The organism is uncultured Aliivibrio sp. (assembly GCF_946479765.1).
In the GTDB taxonomy this organism is placed as follows: domain Bacteria; phylum Pseudomonadota; class Gammaproteobacteria; order Enterobacterales; family Vibrionaceae; genus Aliivibrio.
On the sequence record NZ_CAMLHO010000012.1, the window covers coordinates 16,307 to 34,733 of the forward strand.

The window sequence follows — 18,427 nt, forward strand, 5'->3', positions numbered from 1 at the left end:
GTGACATCCGTGTCACTATTTATTAAGATTCACTGACTACTGATAATAGGTAGCTTAGAAATAAATCTTATTCTTAATTCGTCAACTACCGTACAGGTAGAGTGTTCAATACATTTCTATGTATTGAACACACCCAACTGCTCATGCCAATTCCAAATGAATTCTTGACCATCTTTTTTCGCAGCTCTTAAGCTAATACCACCAAAATATTGCCCGGTTATTATTACTGTTTGTTCTAACTGTTCTGCTAAATTGCTATAGATGGTTTCTGCATCGGTATTCATCCACCAGTAGTTACCCTCTGATAGCTCAATGCTTTGTGTTAGCACTCTATGATTTTGTGGCGTAAATACCCATTTTTTTTGCGTGGTGTCTTTTTGATGCCAGCCTAAATCGCCCCACTCATCGGCTTGACACAAAATGAATTCTTCTTGTGGATCGGATTTCCTAAACTGCGTTTGATTGATAAACTCACCATACCAATCAGCATGATAGTTATCTTTCCACCATAACAAGGCTTCTTTATCACTTTGATAATACTGAACTTGTTGCCCTTTTCCATTTGGAGAACTAGGGAGACCAAGAGCCAATTTCAACGCCCTATGCTCTTGCATAACAAATGAGTTTACCCCTACAGCTACTTTTTTATTCTCTGCAAGTTTTATCTCTTTTTTAGTGATCTTAGGTTGCTGGATCCTTGAAATCGCAGAAATACTTTCTAGTTCACCATTTAATAGTTCATTCAAATCATGAGTTGATAAAGGCAAATCTTTACTTTCAAAACCCGGTTTACAGTAAGCCGTCGAATTACCTTTTAATGCTCTGATATTTTTATTCAATACGATTAAGTTGCTACTGCTCGGCTCTTGTTGGCGATGACGTTGAATACGGCCAGCGAGTTGGATCAATGCTCGTAGTGAACTTGGCTCTGCAATGCCCCAATCGTAATCGTGATCTCGCCCTACCTCTACAACCGAAGTGCCAACCACAACAAATATATTATTGGTCGTCGTAGTTGTGTTTAATGCTGCAATTATTTCGGGTTGTTGCCAAAGTTGCGCTTCATCATATCGAGTCAACGTATTGTCTAAACGATTCTCTTTGTGAGATCTCACTGCTAATGGAAACTGTGAGTGGTATACACAAAAGTGAATACTGTAGTCATCTTGTGGCGAGATTTCCGACAAGCATTTCATCACATTAATCATTGGGTCAATATTCGCCATTCGCACAACACCACAAGAGACTTTTCGCCCTGAGCTATGTTTTACGTGATGACTATCGTGTAATTGATGGATCTGGCTATGAATGGTTGCTGCTACTAACTGATAAATATGATTATCATCTTTCTTTTCGCTTAACTCATCATCAAGGTGAACAGTGACTAACTCCCCTTTACGCAATATTTTTTTATTTTCGTTCAATTTTTTAATGCGCTTCTGCACGAAAATATCATTTTCTTCTGTAAAAGCGTCGGGAGATTTTATCTCGGTTACATGACTTTTATTCTCATCAAACCATCCACAAACCACACTTTGCAGCTCCCCTTCAGGAAAGTTGGCTTCATTAAAGTGCTTTCTTCCTGCTAAATAGGCGTGATATAGCGCACTGATTAGTGACGGTGGTAAGGTTGCAGAAGAGAGTAATACACGAGAACCAAGCATACCTGCCCAGTTAACTAAGCGGCATAGTGCTGGCAAATCTTCCAAACCAAAATCATCAGGCTCATCCAAAATAAGGTCAGAGGTTAATAAACGCAGCATTGGCGCAATTTGTTTGCCACCACGCAAGCTTTCTGTCGCAGGCATCAGATGATCAATAGTGCTAACGACTACTGGCGCACTCAATAGTTGCTCTAACTTAGGGTTGCCTTTTAACCAATGCTTTAAACGTCCATCATAAATTTGACCATCATAACTAATAAAAAGTTGCTCAAAAAAGTCGTCGCTTGATTCGCTGCCAGAACTCGGTTTCTCTTTATTTGATTCTTTATTAACTTGATGCAACGTTTTAACGGCTTGCGATCCAATTAATACAGCCAGTTCATCGTCACCTAACTTTAGTAAATCACGGTAACTGTCACCCGTTTGCAGTGTCAGAGTTCTTAAGCCAACGGCAACAGAGAAACGACACCCTTCTCTTTCATCAGCAAGTGCATACATAATTCGAGCATTGGCAATGGTTTTACCACAACCTGTTGAGGCCATATTGATTCCAAAGAAGCCCTGTTTTTCACTTAATCGAGCATACTCTTTGGCTGCCTTATAAGATTTATCTTGCCATGCAAATTTTTTCGGTGCATTTCGGCTGAATAGTTTATGCTGCCCAATAGCAGGTAAGGCGTATTTCAATGCTGGTAAATTTAACGCAAAGTGCATGGCATTATGCGCAACACCTATATTATGCTCATCCAACTGCTGTTTAAATACCGCTCTCCCTTCAAGCTGAGTCGCTTTTCTATCCGTGTTAGCTTTTGGTAAATAATCGTTATCTCGCCACTCCAATTGAGATCGTTCAGCTTCTAAAGAGGAATAATAGTGATCCGAAAGCATTAAAGACAAACGTGACAAATGAGCAACAAAACGTTGTTTCAGCCACTCTTGCTCATGATTTAGCTTTGTGTTTTTTAGCGCTCGATACGCCAACTTAGACGCTTGTTTTTGCCATGTTTTACTAATAAACGGAGTCCCTTGGCTGAAGGTCCAATTTTTAATAATGGTGTCATTACCAATTTGATCTAATTGCTCTGCGTTACTCGAATTCCAATCACAATTAAAAACACCCATTAACCAGTTTTTCATATTTCCATTAACGACATTTTGAGTGCGTTTAGTCTGAGGTAATGGCAACCGGTGATGAGACACAATCAACCAAGCGACCAAGGAGGCAAAAGGCGTTAATGACTTAAATGGAGATTGTGAGTTTGCCCCATTATCGTGATGAAGATTTTTTAGCACATAAGATTCAGTGTTATTAGCATTCTCTGAGCGATCTATTTCACTTAATTCAGATAGCCATTCTTGATCTGTCTTTCCTTTTACAAAAGCTTCAAACAAGCGTAGAGAAATCCACTCATGTCGATAAGGTTCACCTTTTGACCCACTTATTCCCTGTAGCTTTGCTTGAAATAAATCATTGGCTTTACCAAAGTCATGAAACAAGCCTGCAATGCTGGTGGCATTCGCAATCACTTCTAGCTTATCCCAACCGTTTTCCCATTCTTTATGATCAAGATTCAAACTGGTTCGATTCACTGGCACTACGCCTTCGGTATTAAATTTCAAACGATTTCCTACCACCCATAAAAACTGGCTGCGAGATCGTGATCGTATCCAATGACAACTCACCGCAGTGCTTTTACTCGCCGTTTGGCGCAGCATTTTCTTGACCGTTAGCAGGCCATCTTCGGTAATAATGGTCTGCCATGTGTTATCACCAATGCGGTTTGCAAAGGCATCTAATACTCTACGTGTTTTCTTTAAGGCATTTTTCTCGCACTGAGAAACAAAAGTAACCATCATAGAGTGTGCTCTCCACCATCAATGTGCTTTTGTTTTTGATACGACAACGCCACTTCTTTCACGGTATCAAACATGAAATCCAACACTTTGTGATCGGTAAATGCTTGCAGTACTTGTTGGCGAAACTCTTGCTCTGTGTCGTTTTCTTTGGCACAAATAAACGCCCACGGCAGCACGATGGTGTCTTTTATTAAATCCGCAACATCAAAAACTAATGCGCCTCGGCGAGTCTTGCCATGCATTACGGCAAAACCGTGAGGAATGCCTAATACCCACAATGTTGTCGCTGCCAAGCCATACGCCAAATAGTTACCATGATTCAAAAAATCATTAGCTTTGTCGGTTGATTGATGTTGTCTTTTAAAGTCTTGTAACTGGACATTGTTAGCGGCAAATTTATATAAATACTTCGTCAGCTGTGCCTCAGTTAATAATAAATCACTCTGCTTTGTTGCGGCTTCTGTACGTTCTTCAAACCGTTCAAACGCGGCTTGTAGTCCAGTATCTTTTACATTAAAGCCTTCTTGCTTTAACTCTCTGTCTTTTCCCCAAACTTTTTGTAAAAAACTTAATCTTGCTTGCTGGAATGCTTTTGCTGCTGCCAAGCGTTTTTCGTCATCAAACCAGAATGACATCCATCCTTGTAAATACTCTGTCGGGCGATATTCACTTTGTGGAGTAAACCATTCTATCGGTTGCTCGGCATCATTTGCCATGTATAAGGGTGTTCCACCGCCACCACTAAAACCAACAAGAACACCTGCTTGAGCTAACATTCGCATTGCAGCTTGGGTAATTGAAGTGCCATTGCCTAATAGCAATACAGTGGTATTGGCAATTGGGATATTAAAGTATTGATTCTCATTCTTCGCTTCTGTGAGATAAAGAACACGACCATCTTTTTGCATCACGCGACAATACTCAAGGTAGAACATATTGGCTCGCTTAGAATGCAAGATACTTTTTAGATCAGAAGACGAAAAATTGTCCATATACATTACCCTTGAATGATTAATATATTCATTTTACTAAACAACAAGGCCACATACTGACCCTGATCGCTCTTTTTGTATTTTTTCTACTGCTTGAAATAAACATTGTTCTACCGAGTCTTTCAAAAAATCAGGTGACACCACAGTTACATTAGGTTGAAAGCGCATAATTTCACGTACTAATTCACGATGATCACTAAAAGAAAAACTTAAAATTAAATCTCCATTATCTTTAGTTTCGATCTGCTGATCACCATGCCATGTATGATCTAAAACCCAAGGTGCTACTGATTTATCAAAACAAAGAATTGCTTGGTGCTGAGAGCAACCAACCATAACGCCATAGCTATTTTTTAGATAAGCCTGAATACTGTCTTCAGGTAGTGGATGAAATACAACATCACTATCTTGTGCCGACATCAATCGATTTAATGAAAATATACGAATTTGATTTCGCAAGTGGCACCAAGCTAAGAGGTACCATGCATCTTTATATAAGAAGACTTTTTGAGGTGAGAGTGTTCGTTGAGTAATGTTTTGCTGGCTGTCTTGATATTCTACATTAATACTTACTTCAGACCATAGTGCGGTGGTTATTTGATTAAATACATCTGCATGATTAATGGTTTTTATGGCACTGAGGATTTCTATTTTATTAGCGATGCCTAAATCTGTTGCTCGATTTTTTGTCTTTTGTAGAACGTGTTTGATCCCTTCTAGTTCTTTACTTAATGAACCGGTATGTAAATCAGTAAATAGCTTTTCTGCGGTTAATAACGCAAACCATTCTTTATCAGTAAAGTTCAGATATGGCAATGCAAGTTGAGGGCTATCAGGATCGTAAGCGTACCCTTTTAGCTCTCTATTATAGATAATTGAGGTATCAAATTCATCGTTGATTTTTCGAAGTAAGCGCTTAAGTGTCGATTCTGAGCACTCTAGCGCTTCTAATAATTGACTCTTCGATACCGGGTATCTTGAGTGACTTAGTAATCGATGAATGACGGATAAACGAGATAGCTGTTCCATTATTAATACTCTTATCAATAATCTATACAAAACAATAGCTTATGATAGCACCGTCTAAATAAAATGACATTCTAATTGTGGTTCAGGATTGATCTTTCTGTCGGCAGTGGACGATGATTCATTTGATATGCAACAACTGATTAATTTCTAAGCTGCCTGTGCGGCAGTGAACATAAAGAGCAACCCACGCTTTTGTGCCTCTTTTTTCTAAGCTGCCTGTGCGGCAGTGAACGATTCAATAACCATTTCATAAAGCTCTGAAACTTTCTAAGCTGCCTGTGCGGCAGTGAACGTACTTTCGTGATCGTCAGTGTAAGTATCGATTTTCTAAGCTGCCTGTGCGGCAGTGAACGATACGCGAGCATTAACAGCTTCGTCGCTAGCTTTCTAAGCTGCCTGTGCGGCAGTGAACTGCTCGCAGATTTGACGAGCCGCCATAATTACTTTCTAAGCTGCCTGTGCGGCAGTGAACCATGAGTCGCTATTACGGTCGGTTATGGTCGTTTTCTAAGCTGCCTGTGCGGCAGTGAACATTAAAACCTTTCGGACAGGTGATTATTGTTGATTTCTAAGCTGCCTGTGCGGCAGTGAACGTTTTTACAAAACAACGTCATTATCATTAAATTTTCTAAGCTGCCTGTGCGGCAGTGAACTTTATCGCTGTTTACGCTCATTGGTTCGAATTTTTCTAAGCTGCCTGTGCGGCAGTGAACATTGACCGACTGCGTGTTGTTTCGCTTGCACATTTCTAAGCTGCCTGTGCGGCAGTGAACTATTTGCTACTCATCAAAGCATAATAACAGATTTTCTAAGCTGCCTGTGCGGCAGTGAACATTTATCCATCTAAATCAATCACAACAATTAATTTCTAAGCTGCCTGTGCGGCAGTGAACAACTTCTTGCTCATCTTCATCAACCGTCTTTTTTTCTAAGCTGCCTGTGCGGCAGTGAACGTGATAAACACCTGTTTATTGCCGATACGGGTTTTCTAAGCTGCCTGTGCGGCAGTGAACAGCAAAGCAAAAACAACTGTTAAATTTCTATATTTTCTAAGCTGCCTGTGCGGCAGTGAACAGCATTATTTAACAGGTAAGGCAACTCGGAATTTTCTAAGCTGCCTGTGCGGCAGTGAACTGCATTACGTTACGTTCGTAATCGTTGGACTGTTTCTAAGCTGCCTGTGCGGCAGTGAACGTTGAGCTACGTCAGCCCTAACTCTAACCACATTTCTAAGCTGCCTGTGCGGCAGTGAACACCTTAAGTACCTTGACACGACACGGTGTTGATTTCTAAGCTGCCTGTGCGGCAGTGAACTTTACGTAAAGACTCTTCACCCTGACTTAACATTTCTAAGCTGCCTGTGCGGCAGTGAACTTGCTCACTAACTCTAATTGTCGCCGTCCAGTTTTCTAAGCTGCCTGTGCGGCAGTGAACATTATTTCCCACAGGGGAACTGCCGGACACTATTTCTAAGCTGCCTGTGCGGCAGTGAACTATAGAATATCAGCACAAAAATAAGTTACAACAAGTAGATACATAAAAATACACGTTTTCACCTAATTTTTCTAGCTCTCATAACCTACTGATTTTATGGTTTAATTTTTTAAACGGATTTTTTAGGTTATTTAAGCATATAAACAATAGAGAGTTTTAAATCACAAGTAGAACTTAAATGAATCAATATAAAAGAGAATAATGTGCAGATAATTACTTGAATTGGTATATACATTAAAAAAGGCCATTATTGGGGGAACAATAACGGCCTTAAAAATACATAGCTGGTTTACTTTAGTGTAAGTGTCTCTTCGTTATTTCACATGAAAGAGTCTCATGATCAAATAAGAAGCGAAATGCATGAGAATTAAAATATTTCCCATCACTCCAGAGAACTTCACCAAAGATCTTGCAGAGATCCATGTCTGATGCTGAACCTTTCTTATCAATTAATCCAATAACAGATAAAACTTGGCTCTCTATATCCTTGGGACAATTTTTAATTGACCATTTATGAGTCATACTCATTTTTTCCATAATCACTAGCCTAATGTGTTTTTATTTTATTGTGAATCAATTCACGGGAAGCAGTTTAACTGAACCGTAACCTAAAACCAAGCTTTTTGTGACTTAAGTCTCATAAAGTAATAAAAACGATTAATAATAGAACTATTAACAATCAATTCTCACAAACAACACACTTAGTTTTTCACATAAAAAAAACATAAAAAAAGCGAGTAAAAGTATACTCGCCTTTTAATACCACTTTAGTGGTATGCTAACCCTATGAGTTTTAAGGGTATTTTTGTTCTAAAAAAGTCATGATATCTGATGACTCATACATCCATGTTGTTTCACCTTCTTTATCAATACGTAAACACGGTACTTTTACACGCCCTCCACCGGCTAATAATTCAGATCTATGCTGTTCATTATTTTTTGCATCACGCAGCTCGATCTTTAATGATTGACGTTTAATTGTTCGGCGAACCTTCACACAAAATGGGCATGCTTCAAATTGGTATAATGAATAGTTAGCCGTTTCTACATCTATTTCTGCTTGCTTCTCTGATGCTCGTTTTACACCCGATGGTGAAAATACACAATCCAAGCCTAAAATGACTTTCCCAAGCACGAAACGAATTAATTTCATGTTTACTCTCCTAGTAATGCAATCTAATTGATTATAATTGTTATTTCTTTTTGAAGTGTTCGGATTGTAACAGTTTCATTTCATTGAACATACAAAAAAGCCCCAAATAGATAAGACTCTAAATGGGGCTTTCAATTTAAACTGTGATTACATTGATTTATTCAAATTCAGTTAAGTTACGCTCAAATTGTTCATGCTGTTTACGCACTTTTTCTTCTGGCTCACCTGTTAATTTACTTACTGCAATAATAGCCACAGTTGCAAAGATGATCCCTGGAACAATTTCATATACATCAAACATGCCGCCAGTTAACTGCTTCCAAATAACAATAGTAAAGCCACCAACAACAATACCAGCAAGTGCACCATTACGGTTCATTCCTTTCCAGTACAAACTTAGAATGATTGCAGGACCAAATGCAGCACCAAAACCAGCCCACGCATAAGATACAAGACCAAGTACAGAGCTATCAGGGTTCATCGCTAATGCAAGTGCAACCAGTGATAAACCAATAACAGCAAAGCGACCTACGTTAACGATTTCTTTACTCGTTGCATCTTTCTTAACTAATTGTTTGTATAAATCTTCAGACAATGCAGAAGATGAAACTAATAATTGTGAATCCGCTGTACTCATGATTGCCGCTAAAATCGCCGCTAACAAAACACCTGCAATTGCTGGATGAAAAATCGCGTTAACTAATAACATGAAGACTTTCTCACCATCGATCACTTCACCAGCCATTGACCCATTAACGTAAAGTAAACCAACCAAGCCAACTAATACCGCACCTGCCATTGAAAGCGCAGTCCAAACTACTGCAATACGACGAGCAGCTGTTAGATCTTTATTTGAACGAGATGCAAGGAAACGTGCCAAAATGTGTGGCTGTCCAAAATAACCTAGCCCCCAAGCCGCTAACGAAATAATCGCAATCGCACTTAATGGCTTACCATCCATACCGGTCCATAATGTCATCAACTCTGGATTAATGGCTGTTAAATCCGCACTTAATTGGCCAAGGCCTCCTTGCATTGCTGCGATTGGAACAATCATTAGTGCAGCAGACATTAATAACCCTTGAACTAAATCCGTCCAAGCTACTGCTAAGAATCCACCAAATAAAGTATACGATACAACACAAAGCGTTCCGATCACGACCGCAACTTTGTAATCAAGACCGAATACAGTTTCAAATAACTTGCCGCCAGCAACTAAACCTGAACTGGTATAGAAAAGGAAAAAAAGAAGAATAAACAATGCAGAAATTGTCTGGATAAGTTTTGAATTATCGTTAAAACGACGAGATAAGAACTCAGGTAAAGTAAGCGCATCATCTGTTGTTATACTGTACGTTCTTAAACGTTTAGCACAAATCAGCCAATTCAACCAAGTTCCTAGTAATAGACCACCAGCAAGCCATAGTGACTCAAGTCCTGCCGCATAAGCGTATCCAGGTAAACCAAGCAGTAACCAGCCACTCATGTCAGAAGCTCCAGCAGATAATGCCGCAGGCCAAGGACCTAATGTACGACCACCTAAAAAGTAATCCGATGAACTGCTTGTTTGCTTATATGCGTATACACCAATCGCAAGCATCACTATCAGGTAGGCGATAAACGTACCTGTAATGGCAAAATTATTTTCTATCATTTTATTTCCTTTATTTAATTGGCAGTAAATTTAACGTCGTTACTACTATGTATGAGCATCAAGGCCCTATTGTTATGGTGCAATAACGACGATGGGACATGTAATTATTAACTTGTTAGTGGTTACCGCCTCCAAGTTCTAGCAGCGTTGCATTGCCACCAACTGCTGTCACATTGATTGTTCGAGTACGCTCTGTGATAAAGCGTAGAACAAAATGAGGATCAGTAATATTTGCTAAACGCTCTTGGTCTGTTTCTGCGATCAATTGCGCTAATAATCCATCTCGTTTTGCTAATTGTTGATTAAGCTGTATTTCTTTTTGTTTACTTCCTACAAAGCAAACTCCAGCTAATCGAACATCATCGACATCTGTTTCTGTTGTATTTACCTGTTGAACCGTAAATTTTGGTACCTTTGCTTGATGCAAACCTTTAACAATAACAGAGGCAATCATTACCTCCTCATTTTTAAGGCCAACAATAATAGCGTTTCCAGCTGCTAATGCCGCAGTTATTTGCCCAACGATGGCAACAACTGATGCTTTATTATCCGATGTGATATAAAAAAAACCTCTTGACGCCGTATAGAGTTCGTTACTTTCACCTGTTGGCCCCGGCATCAACTCTGTTTCTGCTATCAAACTCAACGCTCTTTGACATTGAAAGCGCACCATTTTTGCAGCAAGCACACCAAAATCAGGATGTTCAGCTAAATAATTAGACCATTGAAGTAGCTTTTCTATACGCTGAGAAAATGAATGCTCAGCCCACTCGGCATGGCCTTGAGAAAGAGCTGAATCAATAATCTGAGTAATAGTTGTCATGAGGTTCTCCTTTCTCATTTATTCGATACAAAATTAGATGCAACTGCTTGGGTGTAGCGGAATAAATAACGCGGCCCACCCGCTTTTGGTCCTGTCCCTGATAACCCTTGCCCGCCAAATGGTTGCACTCCAACAACCGCTCCAACTTGATCACGATTGATGTAACAGTTTCCTACCTTACTATTTTTCTCAATACGGCTATAAGTCACTTCATTACGACTATGAATCCCCATTGTTAAGCCAAATCCTGTTGCATTAATATCTGCAACCATTTGGTCTAATTCACTCGCTTTAAAACGCACAATATGAAGAATGGGACCAAACTGTTCATTTTCTAATTGGGTAATTGAGTCAATCTCAAACGCACTCGGTGGTACAAAGTCCCCTTTTTCAGACCAATCAGGCAATGTCGCTTGAGCGATAAGTTTGCCTTCTTTTGTCATTCGCTCAATGTGCGCTAAGAGCTTTTCTTTTGCTTTTGTATCTATTACAGGCCCAACATCGGTACTATGTAGCTCAGGTAGGCCCACACTTAATTCAGCCATCGCACCTTTAATTAGATTAATAATTCTGTCTGCAATGTCTTGCTGAATAAACAAAACCCTTAAAGCAGAACAACGTTGACCAGCAGACGCAAACGCAGAGCGCATAACATCACGCACCACTTGTTCTGGCAGTGCTGTACTGTCAACTATCATGGCATTTTGACCACCTGTCTCTGCAATAAATGGGACTGGCGATATTCCTTGATTTTCAAACGTTCGATTGGCTAGTGTTCGATTAATTAGCTGAGCCGTTTCGGTTGAGCCCGTAAACGCAACGCCAGCCACTCGGTGATCTGATGTTAATGGCGCTCCCACCGTTTTACCATCACCTGGTAATAAGTGAACCGCCTGTGGTGCAATGCCCGTCTCTAACAATAATTCAATCGCTCGAACGGCAATAAGTGACGTTTGTTCAGCTGGTTTTGCAACCACGGTATTCCCGGCTACTAGTGCGGCAGTGACTTGGCCTAAGAAGATTGCTAATGGGAAATTCCACGGACTAATACAAACGAACACACCACGGCCTTGACGTGCAATTTGATGTGAAATGTCGTCAAAACCAACAATAGTTTCTGCTGTAGTAAAATTCAGTTTTGCTTGAACCGCGTAATAGCGACAAAAATCCACTGCTTCACGTACTTCGTCAATACTGTCATGAATGGTTTTTCCTGCCTCTTTATGGCATAACGCCACAAGTTCTGGCATATTTCCTTCAAGTTTATCAGCCAATGCATTCAAATAATCAGCACGATCTGTTACTGGGGTTTTCTGCCATATAGGGAAATAATCATCCGCTACCGTTAATGCTGTAGATACCTGATCTTGGGAGCTCCATACTAATGAACCGGCATTATTACTGCGATCATACGGAGACGTAATTACATGGAGTCGAGAGTCTCCATCCTTGATCATGCTTTCATAATTACGCGTATTATTAACAATAGGGCCCCCTTGCCAATAAGTATCCATTTTTGCTTTTATTGCCGCTTCAAATGGGTGCGCTTCACTCTCTACATCAAAATTAATGCTGTATGAGTTTTTACGATCAGAGAAAATATGTGGCGGTAATGGGATTAATTGATTCTCGAACGATGGGCAAGACAATAGTGTATCTACTGGATGTTCAGTCAAACTTTCAATGGGGCAATTTGCATCAACCAAACGATGAACAAACGAACTATTTGCTCCATTTTCAAGTAATCGACGAACTAAATACGGCAACAAGTCTTTATGGCTTCCGACTGGTGCATAAATTCGAACACTGCGATTGAACATGTCCAACGCATGATCGTATAACGCATCCCCCATCCCATGTAAACGCTGGAACTCAAACTCATCATGCGTTGCCATAGAAGCAATAGCTGCCACTGTATGGGCGTTATGGGTAGCAAACTGAGGAAAAATATTGCCTTTAACGTGATCACTTAATAGGTAACGAGCACAAGCAAGGTAAGACACATCTGTTGCTTCTTTTCTGGTAAATACTGGGTAACGAGCAAAGCCAAATTGCTGTGATATTTTCAACTCTGTATCCCAGTAAGCACCTTTTACCAAGCGAAGAGGAATCGTATCACCTTGCTCTTTTGCTAAAGCAGTTAACCAAACGAGGACTGGTAGCGCACGTTTTGAATATGCTTGTACCACGATACCAAACTTACCCCAGCCTTTAACAATATCGCTGTGATATAGCTTCTCAAATAATTCCAGTGACAATTCTAAACGATCGGCTTCTTCTGCATCAATCGTGATACCTACATCTAATTCACGAGCACGTTCAAGAAGCTGTAAGATTGAATCACGCATTTCTCCCATTACACGGGCTTTATTCGCCGTTTCATAACGAGGATGTAATGCCGATAATTTAATCGATACGGTCGGATCAGGGGAGCCTGTTATATTAGCAGTACGGCCCACGCTCTCAATTGCCACAATGTAATCTTTGAAATATTTATGTGCATCGGATTGAGTTAATGCCGCTTCACCTAACATATCGAACGAATAGGTATAACCCTTATCGCGCATAGGTTTACCTTTCTTTTGCGCTTCTTCAATGGTTCTGCCTAATACAAACTGGTGCCCCATTATTTTCATTGCTTGATTCATCGCTTGACGGATCACGGGTTCTGAAAACTTGTTAACTAAACGAATAATTGCATTAGAAGGCGAACCATCAGACTTAACATCCATACTCACTACTTTACCAGTCAGTAATAACCCCCACGTTGACGCATTTACAAACGTAGAATCGGAGTTTTTAAGGTGTGATTTCCAATCAGCAACGCTCAACTTGTCACGAATAAGTGCATCAGCGGTTGTGGCATCTGGGATCCTCATCAACGCCTCAGCAAGGCACATTAATAAGATACCTTCTTTAGTATCTAAGCTATATTCCAATAATAGAGCATCTATCATCTGTACTGCTTGTTTATCGTTACGCACTCTTTGAATAAGTTCAGCGGCTTGTTCTCGCATCACCTTAGCTTCATACTCACTAGGTTGAGCTAATGGGATCAGCTCTTTTAACCATTTGGCTTCATCTACCATATAAAGAGGAGAAATGGTTGACCACAACGCAGTTAATGATTGATCAACAATGGACGACAACAATACATCTTTCGCTTGAAACATACCTGTTTCCTCTTAATTACTGACAGGATTAACTAAAAGAACCCAATTCTTTAAGCTATCTTTTTATTATTAGAGCAAGTTGCGAAAGATTCTATTTCCTATTCAGAGGTAATACTTGTCAAAAACTCCGATTTAATTGCTTAATCATCCATGCAGTTACAAAATGAGAACAAAAGCAGTAATTTTCAGTTACGAATAAAGTGAATTTGACGATGTTTACTTGGTGAATGGCCGATATGCTTCATGAACGCATGACTAAAAGCGCTTTGATTAGCAAAACCGGTTTGCTGGGCTATCTCACCCACCGTGAATTGACCTGTTTCTAATAATGTCTTCGCAAATTTAAGACGTTTTTCAACAATATATTTATGAGGAGTAATACCAAGCTCTTGCTTAAAAATGGCATAAAATTGACTCTCTCCAAGAAAAACAGTACTTGATAGTTGAGCTATTGTGATCTTTCTTCCAATATTCTGCGCTATAAAATTGTCGATCACTTCTACATTGAGTCGTTTTATTATTTTATCGGTATTTTCATCAATTAAATGACGGTGTAACAATGAAATAATCGTATCACTGCACGCCTTGTTTAAAAGAGAATCATCACGACTTGCTTGGATTTCACACACTAGCAACTGAATTAAATTCTGAATTTGTGCATCGAGTTGGTAGTAACCAGAATCTACAAATAAATCATTCACTCTGTTGGCTAGCTCATTACTACCAAAAAATTGAGGAAAATTAAGAACTAAGACTTCCGCTTGAAATAAACTTGAAAAAGCATGCTGATAGTTTGCAGGTATAACGCCCACCTTCCCCGCATAAATAATGCTACTTTTATCATTAATTTCAAACTCCGCCTGCCCTTTTAAGCCAATCACTAACTGATGATATTGATGAGAATGCAGATCTTTTTCTTCAGGTAGCATGATGATTTGTGTCGGTAAAATCCAATTCATTTGCATGATAAATCCATTAATAAACCATAGCGCTAGAAATAGAGAGTGTAACCAAGATAATTAAAACAGTCCATCCGTATGGATTCACGAAAGCATGATCATGCCCCAATATAATACAGTCAATGTGATTTCAATTATAAATAGATAGCTTAGTGAATGACTTATGATTAAAATCATTTTATTTACAATAAGTTATGCAAACCAAAACATTCAATAAAGCCATAGCACATTATTAACCTTGATCATGTTTCATAATTAATAGAAACAATGATCAAGTAAATCAACACATCACACACCTGATTAATATGCCTTCATGTGGTATAGATATTGCATTAAATTACAAGTGTCAAAACTATGAATAATAGATACTCATCTGCCTAGGTTATTTATTATAAATGAGCTATGCAGATCAGTATCAACATACGATTAACCTTATAATAAATGAGTTAATTCAAATCAATTTCAAATGAAAAAATTATCTTATGTCTAATATTAAAAGCAGAAAATTTATGAACCGTAAAGGATTACCCGCTCTAGCACTATTGTTATCGCCGGCACTTTTTACCTCTGTTGCGTTTGCTAATACTGACACTCAATCTACTGCCCCTGCGGTTGATTCTGTTGCTTCAATTGATGCTAAGCTAATCAATAAGCGCAGTGAAGTGAAGCAATTAGAAAGCACTGTAATTAGCAATCAAAATCAACTTCGTGATTTACGCAATCAAAGTAACGCTTTAGATAAAAAAGCAGATCAATTGGATGCAAAACGTAAACTTGCTCAACGAAATTTAGACGAGCAATACAACCAAATGATTGATGATCCTGAATTAGATATCACTCCTTTCCAAAAACAATATCAAGATTCTTGGAAAGAAGTAAAAGAAAATCAAATCGCTAAACTGGCAATTCAACAAGATATTCAAGAACAAACTCGCGTATTAAAAGCAAGTAGTACTAAAAAACAACGATCTTTAGATGAATTAGAAATCCTTGGGGAATCTCGTCAAGAAGCCCGAGTTATTCGCCTACAAGATGAATTAGCGGCTCAAGATACTCTAGATGTTGTTCATACGATTACTTGTAAGATGTCAATGACATTGAGTGCGTGTGCAAGCCAAGGTAAAACCCTGAGCATGCAGAAAGCCGTAAACAATTTTCAACAGCAACTTATCAATGGCTTTACTGAAATGGATACAGTAAAACAGCACATTGAAAATGTATCGTTAAATATTCACGTATTAGACAGCGCGATTATCGATAGTGGTTTTAATGGCAGCAATCGCTACACAACTAAGTTGCAAGCATCATTACTAGCTCGCCCAAATACAGTAGCAGCATGTCAACTACTTGGTTTAGAAAATCGTTATTGTATTGAACAAGGCACCGCTCAATCCTCTAACGATAAGATTAAAAAAGAAAAAAAATGGGTTGGTATTACTATCCGTTCAAACCGTCACGAAGATAACGTAACCGTTAACGGTGTTAACTACGGCAGTACACCTGTTGATGTAATGCTACCTGCGGGTCAGCACCAGATCACGGTTGAGAAATCAGGCTTTGAACCATACAGCCGCCAAATGTCATTAGCTAAAGATATGTCCATTTGGGCAGAGCTTAAAACACAAGAAAACCGCCCAAAGCCAGGTAAGAAATTTGCTGATAGCTTAAGTAACAATCAAGAAGCGCCTCAAATGGTTGTAATTGGTTCAGGTGATTACCAAATCGGTAAAAATGCAGAACAAAACATCAGCATTCCAAAAGCGTATTCTATTGCAGCAACACCTATAACGGTAACTCAGTTTGAAACATTTGTTGCAAATTCTGGCTATATTACAGAGTCAGAAAAAGGTGCTGGTTGTAACGCGATTAATGGCGGAGAAACAAAACGTCACCAAAACCAAAACTGGCGTAAACCAGGGTTTGAGCAATCAAAAAATGCACCCGCTGTATGTATTACAAAAAAAGATGCTGAAACTTATGCACAATGGTTAACTGCACAAACAGGCTTTACTTACGCTCTTCCTTCTGAAGCACAATGGGAAGTAGCAGCACGAGCTGGCAGTAAAGAAGCTTACTGGTGGGGCTCTGACATTGGTTCAGGTAATGCGAACACTGGCTGGGGCGGTTCATCTTGGGCAAACAAATCAACCTCTCCTGTTGGTAGTTTTGGCGCAAACCCTTACGGCATCTATGATACAGCAGGTAACGTATGGGAATGGACAAATACTAAATCAGGTGTTGTTCGTGGCGGCGCATGGAGCTTTGCACCAACAAAAGCAAAAGCGTATGAGTCTCTAGAATTATCGCCATCAACAAGCGCTAACTACACTGGTTTCCGCGTGGTTCGCTCTTTGTAATTGACACAAAAATAACAGAATCTAAAGCCGTAAACTGATGAAGTTTACGGCTTTTTTTAGTTCTGAAGCATCATTACACACAACAAATCTAATTATTTTATTTAGAATCCTCTCTATTATTGCGATAATCAATAATCTAATAAAAATCAAATAAAGGAGCCTTCTTAAATGGAATATACAACACTCGGTAGCAGCAATGTGTCTGTTTCTCGCATCTGCCTTGGTAGCATGACTTGGGGACAACAAAATTCTCAAGAAGATGCCAATCAACAAATTGACTACGCGCTTAGCCAAGGAATAAACTTCATCGATACCGCTGAGATGTATGCGGTTCCGCCTTCCCCTGATACGTATGGGAAAACAGAAACTATCATTGGTAACTGGCTGGCCGAAAATCCTGATCGCCGTACAGAGATTATTCTTGCTTCAAAAATTGCAGGTCCCGGTTTACCTTGGGTTCGTAATGCAGGACCAATCACAGGTGAAGCCGTTATTGCCGCGGTAGATGCATCACTTGCGCGTCTGCAAACCGATTATATCGACCTGTATCAACTGCATTGGCCTAATCGTACATCGCCACATTTTGGTAAGCACTTTCCTAATCAATTCAAGTTCAGTGATTTTGATGCGAAGAAAGAAGAAGCGGATATGCTTGAGATCTTACAAGCACTAAATGAATGCATTAAGGCAGGGAAAATTCGTCATATTGGATTGTCTGATGACACACCATGGGGAATTAATACTTACCTTAAACTGAGCGCTAAATACGATTTACCACGCATGGTTTCCATTCAAAATGAGTTCAGTTTATTACACGCAAAAGATTGGCCGTATTTAATTGAACATTGTCTTCACGAAGACGTAGCCTATTTACCATGGTCACCACTAGCGGGTGGGATGTTAAGTGGTAAATATCTGGATGGTAAAATGCCTGAAGGAAGCCGTTGGACCTATTCACAACGTAACGGCATATTTCGTGACACACCCGCAGCAAACGAAGCGGTCAAAGCTTATATGGATGTTGCAGACAAACACGGTTATACGCCTTGTCAGCTTGCATTAGCTTGGTGTAATCAAGTGGATGGCGTGACATCAACCATTATTGGTGCTACTTCTCTAGAGCAGCTAAAAGAAAATATTGACGCGTTTTCTAAACCATTAAGTGAAGAAGCTTTAGCAGATATCAATACGGTCTTTAGAAAATATCCAATGCCATTTTAATGATAAACACTAGATAAAAAAATAGCGCATCCCTTCATGGCGCGCTATTTT

10 protein-coding genes and 1 CRISPR repeat array are annotated in these 18,427 nt (G+C 39.4%); of the genes, 2 read left to right on the forward strand and 8 right to left on the reverse strand.

All coding sequences use genetic code 11. From position 1 onward, the window contains the following. Positions 1–116: 116 nt before the first annotated feature. The 8 genes from cas3f to Q1K78_RS06645 form a co-directional block, all read right to left on the reverse strand. The gene (gene cas3f, locus Q1K78_RS06610) at positions 117–3,521 is read right to left on the reverse strand and encodes a type I-F CRISPR-associated helicase Cas3f (RefSeq protein ID WP_300175701.1); all 3,405 of its coding nucleotides are present in this window, start codon (positions 3,519–3,521) and stop codon (positions 117–119) included. Then, a complete protein-coding gene (gene cas1f / locus Q1K78_RS06615) occupies positions 3,518–4,513 on the reverse strand; it encodes a type I-F CRISPR-associated endonuclease Cas1f (protein WP_300175703.1) in 996 nt (331 codons plus the stop codon). The genes cas3f and cas1f overlap by 4 nt, the downstream gene beginning before the upstream one ends. Positions 4,514–4,549: 36 nt before the next feature. Next, on the reverse strand, positions 4,550–5,542 hold the full coding sequence (locus tag Q1K78_RS06620; RefSeq protein ID WP_300175705.1) for a WYL domain-containing protein: 993 nt from the start codon (positions 5,540–5,542) through the stop codon (positions 4,550–4,552). A gap of 144 nt (positions 5,543–5,686) precedes the next feature. Next, a CRISPR array of direct repeats spans positions 5,687–7,036; the repeat unit is 28 nt; unit sequence TTTCTAAGCTGCCTGTGCGGCAGTGAAC. A gap of 793 nt (positions 7,037–7,829) precedes the next feature. Continuing rightward, complete coding sequence (locus Q1K78_RS06625) at positions 7,830–8,189, reverse strand: glutaredoxin (protein WP_300175707.1); 360 nt, start codon at positions 8,187–8,189, stop codon at positions 7,830–7,832. Positions 8,190–8,346: 157 nt separating this feature from the next. Beyond that, positions 8,347–9,843: a sodium/proline symporter PutP gene (putP, locus tag Q1K78_RS06630; protein ID WP_300175709.1), complete on the reverse strand. Its 1,497-nt coding sequence runs from the start codon at positions 9,841–9,843 to the stop codon at positions 8,347–8,349. A gap of 115 nt (positions 9,844–9,958) precedes the next feature. Beyond that, entirely contained in the window at positions 9,959–10,666 is a 708-nt protein-coding gene (locus tag Q1K78_RS06635; protein ID WP_300175711.1) for an aldehyde dehydrogenase family protein, read from the reverse strand. A 14-nt stretch (positions 10,667–10,680) separates the two neighbouring features. After that, positions 10,681–13,839, reverse strand: a complete 3,159-nt coding sequence (putA, locus tag Q1K78_RS06640) for a bifunctional proline dehydrogenase/L-glutamate gamma-semialdehyde dehydrogenase PutA (RefSeq protein WP_300175714.1) — start codon at positions 13,837–13,839, stop codon at positions 10,681–10,683. Between the two features lie 185 nt (positions 13,840–14,024). Next, positions 14,025–14,804, reverse strand: a complete 780-nt coding sequence (locus Q1K78_RS06645) for an AraC family transcriptional regulator (RefSeq protein WP_300175717.1) — start codon at positions 14,802–14,804, stop codon at positions 14,025–14,027. 503 nt (positions 14,805–15,307) lie between these two features. Between Q1K78_RS06645 and Q1K78_RS06650 the strand changes: the two genes are divergently transcribed. Both Q1K78_RS06650 and Q1K78_RS06655 read left to right on the forward strand, forming a co-directional pair. Further along, the gene (locus tag Q1K78_RS06650; protein ID WP_300175720.1) at positions 15,308–17,155 is read left to right on the forward strand and encodes an SUMF1/EgtB/PvdO family nonheme iron enzyme; all 1,848 of its coding nucleotides are present in this window, start codon (positions 15,308–15,310) and stop codon (positions 17,153–17,155) included. 168 nt (positions 17,156–17,323) lie between these two features. After that, positions 17,324–18,376 carry an aldo/keto reductase gene (locus tag Q1K78_RS06655; protein WP_300175724.1) on the forward strand — a complete coding sequence of 351 codons (1,053 nt, stop codon included), beginning with the start codon at positions 17,324–17,326 and terminating at the stop codon, positions 18,374–18,376. Positions 18,377–18,427 lie beyond the last annotated feature (51 nt).